General features: G+C 33.4%; 15 protein-coding genes. 7 read left to right on the top strand and 8 right to left on the bottom strand.

What is annotated here, in order from left to right; genetic code table 11:
• The first annotated feature begins 70 nt into the window (after nt 1–70).
• Genes AC3IPI_RS02655 through bglX form a run of 3 tightly spaced genes read left to right on the top strand, consistent with a single transcriptional unit; the run spans nt 71 to nt 4,609 of the window.
• Nucleotides 71–907 carry an endonuclease/exonuclease/phosphatase family protein gene (locus AC3IPI_RS02655; RefSeq protein ID WP_489156948.1) on the top strand — a complete coding sequence of 279 codons (837 nt, stop codon included), beginning with the start codon at nt 71–73 and terminating at the stop codon, nt 905–907.
• 3 nt (nt 908–910) lie between these two features.
• Entirely contained in the window at nt 911–2,350 is a 1,440-nt protein-coding gene (locus AC3IPI_RS02650; RefSeq protein WP_489156946.1) for a glycoside hydrolase family 30 protein, read from the top strand.
• A gap of 30 nt (nt 2,351–2,380) precedes the next feature.
• Entirely contained in the window at nt 2,381–4,609 is a 2,229-nt protein-coding gene (gene bglX, locus AC3IPI_RS02645) for a beta-glucosidase BglX (RefSeq protein WP_489156944.1), read from the top strand.
• A 55-nt stretch (nt 4,610–4,664) separates the two neighbouring features.
• Here the strand turns inward: bglX and AC3IPI_RS02640 are convergent, their stop codons facing one another.
• Entirely contained in the window at nt 4,665–4,919 is a 255-nt protein-coding gene (locus AC3IPI_RS02640; protein WP_039111822.1) for a hypothetical protein, read from the bottom strand.
• Between the two features lie 371 nt (nt 4,920–5,290).
• Here AC3IPI_RS02640 and AC3IPI_RS02635 point away from each other — a divergent pair, with 371 nt between their 5' ends.
• From AC3IPI_RS02635 to AC3IPI_RS02625, 3 genes are read left to right on the top strand one after another with little or no spacing between them, the layout of a single operon-like run.
• On the top strand, nt 5,291–6,046 hold the full coding sequence (locus AC3IPI_RS02635) for an NUDIX hydrolase (RefSeq protein ID WP_086896402.1): 756 nt from the start codon (nt 5,291–5,293) through the stop codon (nt 6,044–6,046).
• Between the two features lie 31 nt (nt 6,047–6,077).
• The gene (locus tag AC3IPI_RS02630) at nt 6,078–6,398 is read left to right on the top strand and encodes an MmcQ/YjbR family DNA-binding protein (RefSeq protein ID WP_489156942.1); all 321 of its coding nucleotides are present in this window, start codon (nt 6,078–6,080) and stop codon (nt 6,396–6,398) included.
• Nucleotides 6,399–6,431: 33 nt separating this feature from the next.
• Nucleotides 6,432–6,950 (top strand): GrpB family protein, encoded by a 519-nt coding sequence (locus tag AC3IPI_RS02625; RefSeq protein ID WP_489156940.1) that lies wholly within the window; start codon nt 6,432–6,434, stop codon nt 6,948–6,950.
• A 95-nt stretch (nt 6,951–7,045) separates the two neighbouring features.
• On the opposite strand, the gene AC3IPI_RS02620 is transcribed toward AC3IPI_RS02625, so the two are convergent.
• The 6 genes from AC3IPI_RS02620 to AC3IPI_RS02595 all read right to left on the bottom strand — a co-directional run bounded on the left by AC3IPI_RS02620 (nt 7,046) and on the right by AC3IPI_RS02595 (nt 11,795).
• Nucleotides 7,046–7,654: an alpha-ketoglutarate-dependent dioxygenase AlkB family protein gene (locus AC3IPI_RS02620; RefSeq protein ID WP_489156939.1), complete on the bottom strand. Its 609-nt coding sequence runs from the start codon at nt 7,652–7,654 to the stop codon at nt 7,046–7,048.
• Complete coding sequence (locus AC3IPI_RS02615; protein WP_489156937.1) at nt 7,641–7,886, bottom strand: Ada metal-binding domain-containing protein; 246 nt, start codon at nt 7,884–7,886, stop codon at nt 7,641–7,643. The genes AC3IPI_RS02620 and AC3IPI_RS02615 overlap by 14 nt, the downstream gene beginning before the upstream one ends.
• A gap of 312 nt (nt 7,887–8,198) precedes the next feature.
• The gene (locus tag AC3IPI_RS02610; protein WP_489156935.1) at nt 8,199–8,912 is read right to left on the bottom strand and encodes a 2OG-Fe(II) oxygenase; all 714 of its coding nucleotides are present in this window, start codon (nt 8,910–8,912) and stop codon (nt 8,199–8,201) included.
• A 316-nt stretch (nt 8,913–9,228) separates the two neighbouring features.
• Entirely contained in the window at nt 9,229–10,080 is an 852-nt protein-coding gene (locus AC3IPI_RS02605) for a methylated-DNA--[protein]-cysteine S-methyltransferase (protein ID WP_086894839.1), read from the bottom strand.
• A gap of 254 nt (nt 10,081–10,334) precedes the next feature.
• Nucleotides 10,335–10,808 carry a GNAT family N-acetyltransferase gene (locus AC3IPI_RS02600; RefSeq protein ID WP_489156933.1) on the bottom strand — a complete coding sequence of 158 codons (474 nt, stop codon included), beginning with the start codon at nt 10,806–10,808 and terminating at the stop codon, nt 10,335–10,337.
• A 33-nt stretch (nt 10,809–10,841) separates the two neighbouring features.
• A complete protein-coding gene (locus AC3IPI_RS02595; protein WP_489156931.1) occupies nt 10,842–11,795 on the bottom strand; it encodes a Fic family protein in 954 nt (317 codons plus the stop codon).
• Between the two features lie 425 nt (nt 11,796–12,220).
• Here AC3IPI_RS02595 and AC3IPI_RS02590 point away from each other — a divergent pair, with 425 nt between their 5' ends.
• Nucleotides 12,221–14,122: a carbohydrate-binding domain-containing protein gene (locus AC3IPI_RS02590; RefSeq protein WP_489156929.1), complete on the top strand. Its 1,902-nt coding sequence runs from the start codon at nt 12,221–12,223 to the stop codon at nt 14,120–14,122.
• A 206-nt stretch (nt 14,123–14,328) separates the two neighbouring features.
• Here the strand turns inward: AC3IPI_RS02590 and AC3IPI_RS02585 are convergent, their stop codons facing one another.
• Entirely contained in the window at nt 14,329–14,661 is a 333-nt protein-coding gene (locus tag AC3IPI_RS02585; RefSeq protein ID WP_489156927.1) for a DMT family transporter, read from the bottom strand.
• Nucleotides 14,662–14,690 lie beyond the last annotated feature (29 nt).

Here is a 14,690-nt window from a genome sequence, read left to right as displayed (position 1 = left end):
TGTTAGATTAGTTTTCTCCATTAAAAGCTTCAGATAAAACGGGAGCTTTAATGGATTAAAACCTTTAATTATGAAAAAAATAAACCAACTAATTGCCCTTGTAATGTTTTTGTCTTTTAATGGAATTTATGGGCAAAATTTAAAAATCATGACGTATAATATCCGTTTAGATATTGCTTCAGATGGAGAAAATGCATGGCCGAACCGTAAAGACTTTTTCACATCACAAATACAATTTTACACCCCGGATATTTTTGGCGTACAAGAAGCAATGCCCAATCAAGTTAATGATATTGCAACGGCATTACCAAGTTATAATCATATAGGTATTGCTCGCGAAGGAGAAGGAAAAGGAGAATCATCTTCTATATTTTATAAAAAAGATAGATTTTCAGTACAACAAGTCAATACCTTTTGGCTCTCACAAACCCCAGATGTAATTTCAAAAGGTTGGGATGCAGCTTATAATAGAGTTTGTACATATGCACTTTTTAAAGACTTAAAAACTAAAAAAACATTTTGGGTTTTTAATACACATTTAGATCACATAGGCGAAGAAGCAAGAACCAAAGGACTAGAACTAATTCTTTCTAAAATGGCAGCAGTAAATACCAAAGGATATCCAGTATTTCTTATGGGAGATTTTAATTCAGAACCCAATGAAGAGCGCATTATTTCTTTGAAAAAAGTAATGACCGATACTCGTGAAATTTCAGAAGAAAAACCATTTGGCCCATCTGGAACCTTTAATGAATTTAAGCATGACAAACCAGTCACGCTATTACTAGATTATATTTTTATTTCTAAAAACAGCAATCTAAAAATAAAAAAACATGCAGTTTTAAGTGATTCAATAGATTTAAAATACCCATCGGATCATTTCCCTGTTTTAATTGAAATTAACTAAACCATGAAAAAAATAAACAATACAATGCAAATTTTGATTTTGCTACCACTTATTGCAATGCAAATAAAGTGTGGCTCAACAAAAAATGCAACTACAACTACAACATCCAAAACAGATAAAGTGGAATATTGGGTTACCAAAAGTGACCAATCGGTAAAGCTTCAAAAACAAGCCGAAGCATTAGTTTTTACTACTGCAACAAATACAAACCCAACTATTGAAATAGATGCTTCGAAGAAATTCCAGACTATTGATGGTTTTGGATTTTCATTAACAGGAGGAAGTCCCGAAGCTATTAATAAATTAGAGAAATCGAAAAAAGCAGCATTATTACAAGAACTGTTTGGTTCAAAAGATAATTCGGTAGGAATTAGTTACCTCCGTATTAGTATCGGAGCGTCAGATCTTAATGCTGAGGTATTCTCTTATGATGATATGCCTGCCGGAAAAACCGATTTAAAACTAGAACATTTTAATCTGGGTCCAGACGCAACAGCGCTAGTTCCGCTTTTAAGAGAAATTATTGCTATAAATCCTAGTATTAAAATCATGGGATCGCCTTGGTCACCACCAGTTTGGATGAAAGATAGCGGAAGCACAAAAGGAGGAAGTTTGCAACCACAGTATTACGAAGTATATGCCAATTATTTTGTGAAATACATTCAGAAGATGAAAGAAGAAGGGATTATAATTGATGCAATAACTCCTCAAAACGAACCATTACATCCAGGAAATAACCCAAGTTTATTAATGCTTGCAGAACAACAAGCAGTTTTTATCGGGAATCATTTAGGTCCCGCTTTCGCGAAAGCAAAAATCAAAACCAAAATTGTGACTTACGACCATAATTGCAACAAACCCGAATATCCCTTAACGATTTTAAATGATCCAAAAGCATTGCCATTTGTAGATGGTTCGGCTTTTCATTTATATGAAGGAGATATTAGTGCACTATCAACAGTTCATGACGCATATCCAAACAAGAATATTTATTTTACAGAACAATATACAGGATCAGGCAGCAGTTTTGAGACAGATTTAAAATGGAATGTAAAAAACGTTGTAATAGGTTCTATGCGCAATTGGAGTAAGAATGCACTTTCTTGGGGCTTAGCCAATGATGAATTTTATAAACCATTTACACCAGGCGGATGCAGTACCTGTAAAGGCGCTTTGATGATTGATAAAGATGGAGTAATTAAGAGAGAAGTAGGATATTATATTATTGCACACGCATCCAAATTTGTACCCGAAGGTTCTGTACGAATTGCTAGTAATGTAAGTGGTAATATATATAATGTAGCTTTTAAAACTCCAAAAGGGAATATTGTTCTAATAGTTGAAAATGATGGCGAAACAGTCGAAACATTTAACATTAAATACAATCAAAAACAAATAGCAACTTCATTAGACGCAGGTTCGGTGGCAACTTACGTTTGGTAGAAAAATCAATACCAATTTAATATTTATTTCATGAAAAGAATTACCACATTAACTTGTTTGATGATTTCGTTTTTTGCGATAGCACAACAGCAAACAATAGATCAGAAAGTAGATGCGTTGTTAAAAAAAATGACGTTAGAGGAAAAAATAGGACAGCTTAACCAATATACAGGTAACAATGCTGCAACAGGACCTATTACAATAAACCCGAACAAACAAGCCGAAATAAAAGATGGTTTAGTGGGGTCAATGCTTAATGTAGTTGGAACAAAATACACCCGACAATATCAGGAATTGGCAATGCAATCGCGTCTTAAAATACCATTGTTATATGGTCAGGATGTAATACATGGTTTTAAAACCACATTCCCGATTCCGTTAGGAGAAGCAGCAAGTTGGGATTTGGCAGCGATAGAACTTTCGGCTAGAGTTGCTGCGACCGAGGCAGCTGCAAGCGGAATCCATTGGACATTTGCCCCAATGGTAGATATTGGTCGTGACCCACGTTGGGGGCGTGTAATGGAAGGAGCAGGAGAAGACACCTATTTAGGTTCAAGAATAGCTTATGCCAGAGTAAAAGGATTTCAAGGAGATAAACTAGGAAATCTAAATTCAGTAATGGCATGTGTAAAACATTTTGCTGCTTATGGAGCTGCAATTGGAGGTAGAGATTATAACTCAGTAGATATGAGTGAGAGAATGTTGTGGGAAACTTATTTGCCACCTTTCAAAGCCGCGCTAGATGCTGGAGCAGCTACATTTATGAATTCATTTAATGACATTAACGGAATTCCAGCAACAGGAAATGCGCATTTACAAAGAGATATTTTAAAAGGAAAATGGAACTTTCAAGGATTTGTAGTTTCAGATTGGGGATCAATAGGAGAAATGGTTGCACATGGCTATTCTAAAGATAATAAAGAAGCCGCACTAGCTGCAATCACAGCTGGTAGCGATATGGATATGGAAAGTAATGCATACAGATATAACTTGGCAGCATTGATAAAAGAAAACAAAGTTTCGATAGACTTAGTTGATGATGCAGTAAAAAGAATTTTGCGCAAGAAATTTGAGTTAGGATTATTTGAAGATCCATACAAATACTCTAATCCAGATAGAGAGAAAAAAGAATTAAATAATCCAGAGCACCGTAAAGCAGCACGTGAAGTTGCAGCAAAAAGTATCGTTTTATTAAAGAACGATAATGCAATTTTACCACTTTCTAAAAACACAAAAACAATTGCGTTTATAGGACCAATGGTAAAAGAATATAAAGCCAATATGGGTTTTTGGGCGGTTGAATTACCAGAAGTCGACTATAACAAATGGGTGGTTTCTCAATGGGATGGATTACAAAATAAAGTAGGGAAGAATACCAAATTATTATATGCCAAAGGTTGTGAGGTAGAAGGCGATAACAAAGATGGTTTTGCAGAGGCAATTGCAACAGCAAAACAAGCTGATGTAGTAATCTTGAGTATTGGAGAAAGGCATGATATGAGCGGTGAGGCCAAAAGCCGAAGCAATATTAATTTACCAGGAGTTCAGGAAGAATTAGTAAAAGCGATTCAGGCAACAGGAAAACCAGTTGTAGTTTTAGTTAATGCCGGAAGACCACTTGTTTTTAATTGGACTGCCGATAATGTTCCAGCTATTCTTTATACTTGGTGGTTAGGTAGCGAAGCAGGAAATGCTATTGCAGATGTTTTATTTGGAGATTATAATCCGTCAGGAAAATTGCCAATGACATTCCCGAGAGAAGTGGGGCAAATTCCTATTTACTATAACCATTATAGTACAGGAAGACCAGCACAAGATGATAATGCAAAAGGATATGTTTCTGCTTATACAGATCTAAAAACTAGTCCTAAATTCCCTTTTGGGTTCGGATTAAGCTATACTAAATTCGATTATTCCGATCTAAAATTATCTACAACTAAAATGAAAAGCAATGAGAAAATTCAAGTTTCTTTTCAGTTAAAAAATGCTGGAAAAGTAGCAGGAGAAGAAGTGGTTCAATTATATTTAAAAGATAAATTTGGATCAGTTGTAAGACCAGTTTTAGAACTTAGAGATTTTCAGAAAGTGAAATTAAATGCAGGAGAAACCAAAACGATTCAGTTTACAATAGATAACGAAAAACTATCTTTCTATAATGACAAGATAGAGTGGGGTTCAGAACCAGGCGATTTTGAATTGATGATTGGATCATCTTCGGCAGATATTCGTGTAAAATCTGATTTTGAATTGGTGAAATAGTAACAGCAATTTTCAAATAACAAAAAACGGGCAAAATATATATTTTGCCCGTTTTTTATTTTAAAGTATTCATAAAATCCATAACTCCAATTCCTTTATAGGATTCGTTTATGGCTTGTTCATATGCATCTTTTTTTGCTTTTTTGTCTTTTGAATCAACATTACTCAAAAGTTGATCGGAAATTTTTTCCTGCTTAATGCTATATTTTAACGATTCTTCTAAAAGGTCGTTTTTTGATACTAATCCGAAAGAAGAACATATTTTTCTAATAAGCTTCTTGTTCAGTTTTTCTAGAGTTGGGATGCTCATAATACAATTAGTTATGTTTTCAATTAATTATATGACTGCCTTTTTATTTTTTTGTTACAGAACAGTAATTTTTTTAACTGGACATTAATACCTTATAATTAGCTTATTAATTGTTTTTTTGAAGAAAAATAACAAGCGAAGTATTAAATGTGTTATTATGACGCAATGTACTTATTTTTTTTAAGTCGTTTTATATTTGATTGTAAATTTGACATTAATTTATGATTTTTTAAAGCATAAAAAATTGGTGCTATAGCCTGCTTTAATTGCAAAAACGGTGTTAGAAAATAAGATTGATTTTCGTTTATTGAAAATAAGCTAAATTGCACATTTATTTTATGTCGGATAAAATTTGAACAAATAATAAATGCATGATAAATACCACTATATATACTCATGAAGACTATCAGCCAGGACTTTCTATAGATTGTGTAATTTTTGGATTCCATGATAATCAGCTTAAAGTTTTGCTAATTAAAACCCCGTATGAAAATAAATGGTCATTACCCGGCGGATTTGTCCCTATAAATGAAGATATAGATGATGCAGCAGTAAGAGTACTTAAAATCAGGACAGGAGTAGAAGGTATTTTTTTGAGACAATTTGCTACTTTTGGTAAAGTAAAAAGAAACGATAAGCATTTTGGTAATGCAATTTTAGACCATCTAAAAATTCCCAGAGAGGCAGGAAAATGGCTTTCGCAACGATTTGTAACCGTAGGATATTATGCCTTGGTCGATTTTTTACAAACGGTTCCACAACAAAGTAAAAAAGAAGAATTAATAGAGTGGGTTGATCACAAAGAAGTTCCAGAATTAATCTTGGATCACAAAGAAATTCTAGATAAAGCTTTGATTACACTCCGAAATGAGTTGAATTTAATACCAGTAGGATATAATTTGTTGCCTGAAAAATTTACGATTCCCGAGCTTCAAAAATTATATGAAACGATTTTGGATAGAAAACTCGATAGAAGAAACTTTCTCCGAAAAATAACCAATATCGGAATCTTGAATAAGCTCGACGAAAAGAAAAGTAATGTAGCGCACAAAGCTCCAAATTTATATACTTTTGATAAAGATAAATATGATGAGGTTCTTAAAAATGGACTAAATCAAGGTTGGTAAAAATTAGAGTTTAACTTTAAAATAAGCTATCATGGTATCGATTGAAACATTTAGAAAGTTAGCTCTATCATTCTCAGAAGCAACCGAAGAACCACATTTTGAAAAGACTTCTTTTCGAGTGAAGAAGAAAATATTTGCAACACTCGATGTAAATAAAAACCAAGGAGTATTGAAGTTTAATGAAATCGAACAATCTGTTTTTTGCGCTTCAAGCGAAAAATTCTTTTATCCCGTACCTAATAAATGGGGACAACAAGGCTGGACAATTGTAGATCTTGCCAAAGTTCCAGAGCCAATGCTACAAGATGCATTGTCAGTTTCCTATAATAATGTTTTCCCCAAGAAGCGTTAATAACCAATTATTATATTTGCAAAAAATTGCTATATGATAGGTGCTGAAAATTGGAATATAATTGTCGTTCCGTACAATCCTAATTGGGCGGATGAATTTAAAAAAATCGAAAGAGAATTACTCGTTGTTTTAAAAGATGAGGTATTATCAATTGAACATGTAGGTAGTACATCTGTAGAAGGTTTGCACGCAAAACCGATTATAGATATAGATATTGTAATCGAAAACGATAGGTTTCTGATTGTAAAACAGAAACTAAAAAAGATAGGTTATGAACATGTAGGTAATTTAGGTATTGATGGCCGAGATGCCTTTAGTTATAAAAATAAGGAACACCTTATGGAGCATCATTTATATGTATGCAACAAAGAGTCGAATGAGTTAAAACGCCATGTCACTTTTCGGAATTACCTACGCACACATGCAGATGAAAGGGACAGATATAGCCAGATAAAAATAGAAATGGCCGAAAAATTCCCTCACGATATAGATAATTATCTTTTAGGGAAAGAATCAGTTATATTAGATATCTACAAAAAATGTGGGTTATAATTTAGTATTATGAGATTAAGAATTTATGCTTAATACAAAACCCAATCCTTGATTCACATACTTAATGAATCTTAATCTTTTAATGGTTCAAAAAATTACTCAACAATAGTTCTAAAAGTCAAGTTTACTCTAGGTTTAGATATTGTTTTAGTTGGAGGTAATCGATGTAACCAATGGGTTTGAGTAGTATCTTTCATGACCAATAAACTACCATGCTCTAAGATTAAAGAAACGGTTTCTTTAGTATCTTTATGTTTAAAGGCAAACTTTCGTTCCGCTCCAAAACTTATCGAAGCAATAGCACCATTCTTTTTCAAATCTTTTTCGGCATCGCTATGCCAAGCCATTCCTTCATCGCCAGAATGATATAAATTAAGCAAACAAGAATTAAAGGTTTCTCCGGTTTTTTCTTCGATAACAGTTTTTAATTCTAATAATTCTTTAGTCCACGGAAGTGCCTTTTTTGTAGTGTTAGAATAAGTGTATTCAAAAGGAGAATCGCCATACCAAGCCACTTTACGTTTTGTAATTATTAATTTCCCAAAGATAATTGCTTCGTCATTTCTCCATTCGATAGTATTGAGTAATATATCTCGATAGTGATTCGAATTTTCTCTGGAAAATAGTTTACCATAATAATTTACAGTTCCGTCTTTAGGTAATAAATTGGTCGTTTCGTCTATTTCGGGATTAAATAAGTCCATCTTTCCAGTTTTTATATTCAGCTTTCATACAATGTCCACAAGGTCTAAAGTTATTTTGTTTAGCTTCATCTTCGGATAAAAAGAAAACTCGATTTTCACGTTTCATTCTTTTACCAGAAGAACATTTTAAAGTTCCGTAAATTTTTAGCTTTCGGTTTCCACCAAAGCAAATTTCTGCATTTTTAATTTTATTCCGGAGATCTGAATCGGAAATTTTATTGTGTTGAATCATTTCTTTTATACGTTTGTTTTACTGTAGAGACGCACCGCAGTGCATCTCCCGTAAAGATTGTCATATTTTTTGCCACAGATTAAAAGGATTAGAATGATTTACAAATCTGCCATATCTGCTAAATCTGCGTGAAAAAAATTATGTATTATATTTTACCGCAATTTTTATCCTGTAGAGACGTACCGCAGTGCGTCTACACGAAGATTGTCCTCATGGATTAATTTACGTGATGTTAGACGCACTGCGGTGCGTCTCTACAGATATACTGTGTGTTAAAACCTTTGTGCCTTAGTACCTCAGCACCTTTGTACCTTAACTCAACGCATCATGAAAAATAATCCCAAGCGTGTGTCGTTCCCCAGAATGAATCTCACTAACACCATGTTTCATATTAACGCGGTAATAACCTTTAGAACCTTTTACGGGTCTAAAATTGGTGGTAAAAACTAGAATATCTCCTTTTTTGGGTTTCAGAACAATGGCTTTCGATTGTGCTCTGGGAGTTTGTTGTGTTAATACAAATTCGCCACCAGTAAAATCTTCATCGGGTTCGTTTAGAAAAAGTACAATCTGAATCGGAAAATAAACATCGCCATATAAATCCTGATGTAAGGTATTAAAACCGCTTTTGCCATATTTTAAAATTAAAACAGTTGCTTTTAATTGATTATTGGCGTGACATTGTTCGAGTAATTTCTCGTGCGTTTCGGGGAAAATAGTATTGATATTTAATACTTTCATCCAGGCGTTTGCAATTGGAGCGAGTTTAGGATAAATAGCTGTTCGAATTGTTTGGATTAAATCTGGCAATGGATAATTAAAATATTTGTATTCGCCTAAACCAAATCGATAACGTTCCATAACGACCGTTTTTCGGTATAAATTAGGATTTGAATAGTCAAATTTTAAATCTTCACATTGATCGTTATTAAGCACATTCGGAATTATTGCAAATCCATTTTCGTGCATAGATTCGGTGATGCTTTCCCAATTAAGAGAAGCAATTTTTGATTGTATATTTTGCATGGTAATTTTAGATGTTATTGAATTTATTATGAAGAATCATTCACATACAGTTTGTCTGTAGAGATGCACCGTAATACGTCTACGCAAAGATTATCCTATTTTTTACCACAGATTAAAAGATTAAAATGATTTATAAATCTGCCATATTTGCTAATTCTGCGTGAAAAAATTATGTATTATATTTTACCGCAATTTCCATCCTGTAGAGACGCACCGCAGTGCGTCTACGCAAAGATTGTCGACAAAGATTCTCTCGTGGAAATACGAAACGTTAGACGCACTGCGGTGTGTCTCTACATGTATATGTTGTGTAGTTTTATATTATTGGATTTACTTGTACGCCTTCCCAACCGATAATAGCAGTTTTTCGGGTATTTCCCCACATATATCCGCCAAAAGTTCCAGAAGCTTGAATCACACGATGACAAGGAATAAGAAAAGCTACAGGATTACTGCCAATCGCAGTTCCTACTGCACGCGAAGCATTAGGCTTTTCTATTTGTTGTGCGATAGAACCGTAGGTGGAGAGTTGTCCCATTGGAATTTTTAGTAGCGTTTCCCAAACTTTTAATTGGAAATCAGTTCCTTTTAAATGCAGTTTTATTTCGGATAATTTACTCCAATCATTCTGAAAAATAAACAACGCATTTTGTTGTACTAAATCTAGTTTTCGGGAGAATGTTGCATTTGGGAATTTGTGTTGTAAATTTTCAAAACCAGTTTCTTCATTTTCGGCGAAAGCCATAAAACAAACACCTTTACTAGTCGAAGCAACAATAATATTCCCAAACGGACTTTCGGCAAAACTGAAATTAATTTCCAGGTTTTTACCTCCGTTTTTATATTCGGCTGGCGTCATTCCTTCGATGTTTACAAATAAGTCATGAAGGCGACTTGTACCCGAAAGACCAGTATCGAAAGCGGCATCAGATAAAGTTGCCTGATTGTTTTCTTTGAGGATTTTTTTTGCGTGTTCGACACTAATATATTGCAAGAATTTCTTCGGACTTGTTCCTGCCCATTCGGTAAATAAACGTTGAAAGTGAAACGGACTTAAATGCACTTTTTCGGCAACCTCATCTAAGTTGGGTTGCTCCTTAAAGTTAGCTTTGATATAATCTATTGCATCGGCAATGCGATTATAATTAATGTTTTCCTGTGTATTCATTTCGTTCAATTTTATAATACAAATATCGACAGGATTCTTCGGTCATAAAATCCGAAACTTGCTGTGTTTTTTTAACTGCAAAGTGCGCTAAGGTTTTACGTAAAGAACGCGATGTTTTTTACTCGAAAACTCAAAAGGGCGTAAATTTATTTTCGCAATATTGGCATCCTGAGCGAAGTCGAAGGAGCATAAAGGACATCGACAAAGATTGGCATAAATTTTAAAATTAAAACTTTCCGAGATTATAAAGTTCGCTATAAATCTTTTTCCATTTTGTAATTAATCAGTTCTACGCCTAATCTTATATTTCGTTGTTCGGCTTTTACTATAAAGCCTTTCTTTTCGAAGAATGGTTTTGCTGTTATACTTATGTCAGATGTTATGGTTTTTTGTCCCAAAGCGTTGGGATATTTTTTTGCTTCAAGTTCTAATTCGGTTAAGATTCTATCAGCGATTCCTTGTCGTTGATACTCTTTATGAATGTAAAAGAAGTCGATGTAATTTCCATCTTTTAAAGTTCCAAAACCAGTAATTTTATTTGCTATAATTGCTAATAAAACAAATTGTGTATTAATAACTTCAATCCAGCGTTCGGTATTATCAACTCCCGAAATCCATGCATCAATTTGGGCTGGATTATAATCGTCTTTGCAAACATGTTTTATAGTTTCGATATACAATTCCTGCATTTCTTTTAAATCGGAAATAGTAGCTTTTCGGAAGTTCATTGTATTTGTAATTAGATGATAAAGAAATTCAATTTATAGTAAAATGTACTTTGTTTTATTTTGATTTCCTTCAATTTTAAAAATCTTAAGTTCCACTCCTTTTTTTAAATCCCTACTTGCTGTAGCAGATGATATTTCTTTAAAAACATTCATGTAATCTTTTCTTGTAAATTCACGAACTCCTAGCATCGAAAAGTAATCCAGGCGGTCTATATCTCTTATTGTTCTATTGTTGTAGTTCAATAAATTCTCCAACGATGTATTTATGACCCCAAGCATATACTCAATAAAGTGAGTTGATTTTCCAGTATTGTCGCTTGTTTCAAGTGATTTGTAATATTCTTTTTGGGTCTGGCTAATTAAAGATTCAAAAGGTAAAAATTCAAAAACGGGATATTCATTCATTAAAATTAAGGTTTGCCATAATCTTCCCATTCTACCATTTCCATCTAAAAAAGGATGAATGAACTCCATTTCATAATGAAAAACACAACTTTTTATTAGAGTTAATTCATCTTTATCTTTTAAATAATCAAATAAATCATTCATTAAATGAGGAACATTGTCATGTGGCGGGGCAACATGTGTAACTTTTGAACCTTTTACTATTCCAACACCTTGTTGTCGGTATTTTCCAAAATCAGGAATTAAACCTTTCATTAATGTAGAATGTGCATCTAAAAAGCTTTTAGATGATGTTGATTTGTACTGATCTAATTTTTCATATACCTTAATGGCATTAAGAACTTCAAGGACATCTTTTTCAGGACCAATGACACGTTTGTTTTCTATTAAAGCTGTAATTTGTTCTTCTGTCAAAGTATTTCCTTCAATTTGTAAAGAAGAATGAATTGTTTTTATTCTGTTTTGTTTTCTTAACTGAGGAGATTGTTTGTCTAAATTAACGGCGTTTAGTGCTCCAATTTTTTCAGAAATAGAACTGATAAGTTTTAATATAATTGGAGTAATGTCATATGGAGGCTTCATGATAGTATCATTTGATACTATCAAAAGTACTATTTTTTAATCTAATGTGTTGTAGTTTTAGAAAAAACATTGATAACAACAACACCTATAATAATTAATGCCAATCCTATTATTGCAGGTAAATCGGGAGTTTGTTTAAAAAATACTGCCCCGATGATAGTAATTAAAATGAATCCTGTATGTTTTTAAAATTTGTTGGATAACATTAATTTGCTAATCTTAATTCCTTATTTAAAAGTTTAAAGTTCATCTTTCGATACTACTACAATTTTAATAGAAAAGATATTCCACTCAATATGAAAATCTAAATTTAGTCGATAGATATTGTCTGTTCGTTGACTTGTTTTAAGAGTACGTCGAATGTATTTGCAATGGTAAAGCAAAAACGGTTTATTTGTAAGAAAATATTTTAAAAATATACTATTATGAAAACAAAAACATTCTTAATCATTTTTCTTGGAATGATTCCTTTTTTTTTCACCGCATGTAGTAGTGATGATGCAGTAAAAGAAGAAGATGTAAATTCTGAAATTATTGTCGACGACGATTTTAAGGTTATTGGAACTGATATTACACTTGAGAATAGTGTAACTATTGCTTTTTCTGGAGACCAAGCTGTAATTAATAACCCGTTTGCTGACAAAGGTGTAAGTATAATACAAAGTGGTGGTAAGGTTGTGGTGACATCTACCATAACTGATACTGAAGTAAATTATGTTTTGTCAGGAACAACAAAAGTTGGTTCCTTCAAGATTTACAGTGAATATAAATTTGGATTGGCTTTGAACGGTGTTGACATTGTTAGCACGGATGGACCAGCTGTGAATATACAATCTGGCAAAAAAGTATCAGTTAATTTACTGGCGGGTTCTTCTAACCGTTTGGTAGACGGAACAACTTACATGACTTCTGGTGATGAAGATATGAAAGGAACGCTATTTAGTAAAGGGCAATTGATATTTGGAGGTTCAGGAAATCTACTTGTTCAGGCAAGAAATAAGCATGCAATTTGTAGTAACGACTATATTCGTATAGATGATGGAACTATCACTATAGCTGGAACTGTAAAAGATGGTATTCATGCCAATGATTATTTCCGTATGGAGGGAGGAACACTGAATATTACCTCTGCAAGCGATGCTATTGAATGCGAAAAAGGATATATTCAGATAAATGGTGGAACCATTATTACGCAAAGTGTGGGCGATGGTCTAAAAACATCATACACAGGAACTGATATAACAATTGTTCCTTACATCAACATCACTGGAGGAACGATGAACTTAGCCGTTTCTGGCAACGGAGCCAAAAGCATTAAGAGTAAAGGTAACGTAACAATAAGTAACGGAAATCTCACGCTAACAACAACGGGTAGCGCTTATTATGATACTGAGGATAAAGATATTTCATCTTGTGCAGGAATCAAATGTGCAGGAAATATGATTGTTTCAGGCAATAGTATTATTACAATTAATAGTTCGGGAGCAGGAGGGAAAGGAATTAATGTAGATGGTACGCTTATTTTTGATGGTGGGACAACAACGGTTACTACGACTGGAGATCAATTTAAATATGGTACTAATGATACAGCTGCAAAAGGTATTAAAAGTGAAGGAGATCTTACAGTTAATGCTGGTACAATTACAGTTAAAACAAGTAAAACAGAAGCTGAGGGAATGGAAAGCAAAGCGACAATCATTATTAACGGAGGAACAATTGAAATTGAAGCGTATGATGATGGTATAAATGCGGCAAAACATATTGCAATCAACGGTGGTTACGTTTACTCTTATAGTGCTACAAACGATGGTATAGATTCTAACGGGACAATGACCATTACTGGTGGAACGATTATTTCGTCAGGAACAGATGCTCCAGAGGAGGGATTTGATTGTGATGATAATACTTTTAAGATTACTGGAGGGACATTGGTTGGTATTGGTGGAGCGACCAGTAACCCGACAGCAAATGTTTCAACTCAACATTCTTTAGTGTACGGTACAAGCAGCATTACAGCAGGACAATTAATTAATATACAGTCTACCACTGGAAATAAGGAAGTATTGACTGTGAAAATGCCACGTACTTATCAACGTGAAATGGTATTATTGTTTAGTAGTCCAGATTTGCAAGCAAACACCAACTATACAATTTATAAAGGGGGGAATACATCGGGCGGAACAGATTTCCATGGTTTGTACCAAAATAGTTCTTTTAGCGGAGGTACTTCCGCCGAAATATTCACTACAAGTACTATGGTAACAAGTGTAGGAACTTTTTCAAGTGGTGGTCCTGGAGGTGGTGGCGGACCTGGCCCTCGACCATAAATAATTTTAAGGATTAGAATAGAAACAGGAAAAACAGATTCATAAAATGTTTTCCTGTTTTTTTTAACTAATTTTTTAATCTAAGTAGCAACCATTGTATAATGTCGTGTTTCAAAATTTGACAAAATAACACAACAAATTGATTTCAAGCTATTATTCCCAATATTGATTCTTTTGACTTTACGACATTTAAACTTTTGACTTACTTAATGTGATGCAGTTTTAGAAAAAACATTGATAACAACAACGCCAATAATGATTAATGACAATCCGATTATTGCTGGTAAATCGGGAGTTTGTTTAAAAAATATAGCTCCAATAATAGTAATTAATACAATCCCAACTCCAGACCAAATAGCATAGGCAACACCAACAGGAATTGTTCTTATAGCAAAACTAAGGAAATAAAATGCACCTGCATATCCTATAAAAGTTATTATGCTTGGAATAAGTTGAGTAAACTGTTCTGATTTTTTTAATGCCGATGTGGCGATAATTTCAAATATAATAGCAATTCCTAAAAAGAAGAAGTTTTTCATAATTCACGTTTTTACAAAGTTAACCTTTG

Source organism: Flavobacterium sp. GL_143, assembly GCF_057834355.1.
The sequence above is the reverse complement of the archived record's forward strand: the minus strand, read 5'-3'. Positions and strand labels throughout refer to the sequence as shown.

Bases quoted from the DNA above. Each gene is read 5' to 3' on its own strand.
- AC3IPI_RS02655 (WP_489156948.1), top strand. From the start codon at position 71: ATGAAAAAAATAAACCAACTAATTGCCCTTGTAATGTTTTTGTCTTTT.
- AC3IPI_RS02650 (WP_489156946.1), top strand. From the start codon at position 911: ATGAAAAAAATAAACAATACAATGCAAATTTTGATTTTGCTACCACTT.
- bglX (WP_489156944.1), top strand. From the start codon at position 2,381: ATGAAAAGAATTACCACATTAACTTGTTTGATGATTTCGTTTTTTGCG.
- AC3IPI_RS02640 (WP_039111822.1), bottom strand. From the start codon at position 4,919: ATGAGCATCCCAACTCTAGAAAAACTGAACAAGAAGCTTATTAGAAAA.
- AC3IPI_RS02635 (WP_086896402.1), top strand. From the start codon at position 5,291: ATGATAAATACCACTATATATACTCATGAAGACTATCAGCCAGGACTT.
- AC3IPI_RS02630 (WP_489156942.1), top strand. From the start codon at position 6,078: ATGGTATCGATTGAAACATTTAGAAAGTTAGCTCTATCATTCTCAGAA.
- AC3IPI_RS02625 (WP_489156940.1), top strand. From the start codon at position 6,432: ATGATAGGTGCTGAAAATTGGAATATAATTGTCGTTCCGTACAATCCT.
- AC3IPI_RS02620 (WP_489156939.1), bottom strand. From the start codon at position 7,654: ATGGACTTATTTAATCCCGAAATAGACGAAACGACCAATTTATTACCT.
- AC3IPI_RS02615 (WP_489156937.1), bottom strand. From the start codon at position 7,886: ATGATTCAACACAATAAAATTTCCGATTCAGATCTCCGGAATAAAATT.
- AC3IPI_RS02610 (WP_489156935.1), bottom strand. From the start codon at position 8,912: ATGCAAAATATACAATCAAAAATTGCTTCTCTTAATTGGGAAAGCATC.
- AC3IPI_RS02605 (WP_086894839.1), bottom strand. From the start codon at position 10,080: ATGAATACACAGGAAAACATTAATTATAATCGCATTGCCGATGCAATA.
- AC3IPI_RS02600 (WP_489156933.1), bottom strand. From the start codon at position 10,808: ATGAACTTCCGAAAAGCTACTATTTCCGATTTAAAAGAAATGCAGGAA.
- AC3IPI_RS02595 (WP_489156931.1), bottom strand. From the start codon at position 11,795: ATGAAGCCTCCATATGACATTACTCCAATTATATTAAAACTTATCAGT.
- AC3IPI_RS02590 (WP_489156929.1), top strand. From the start codon at position 12,221: ATGAAAACAAAAACATTCTTAATCATTTTTCTTGGAATGATTCCTTTT.
- AC3IPI_RS02585 (WP_489156927.1), bottom strand. From the start codon at position 14,661: ATGAAAAACTTCTTCTTTTTAGGAATTGCTATTATATTTGAAATTATC.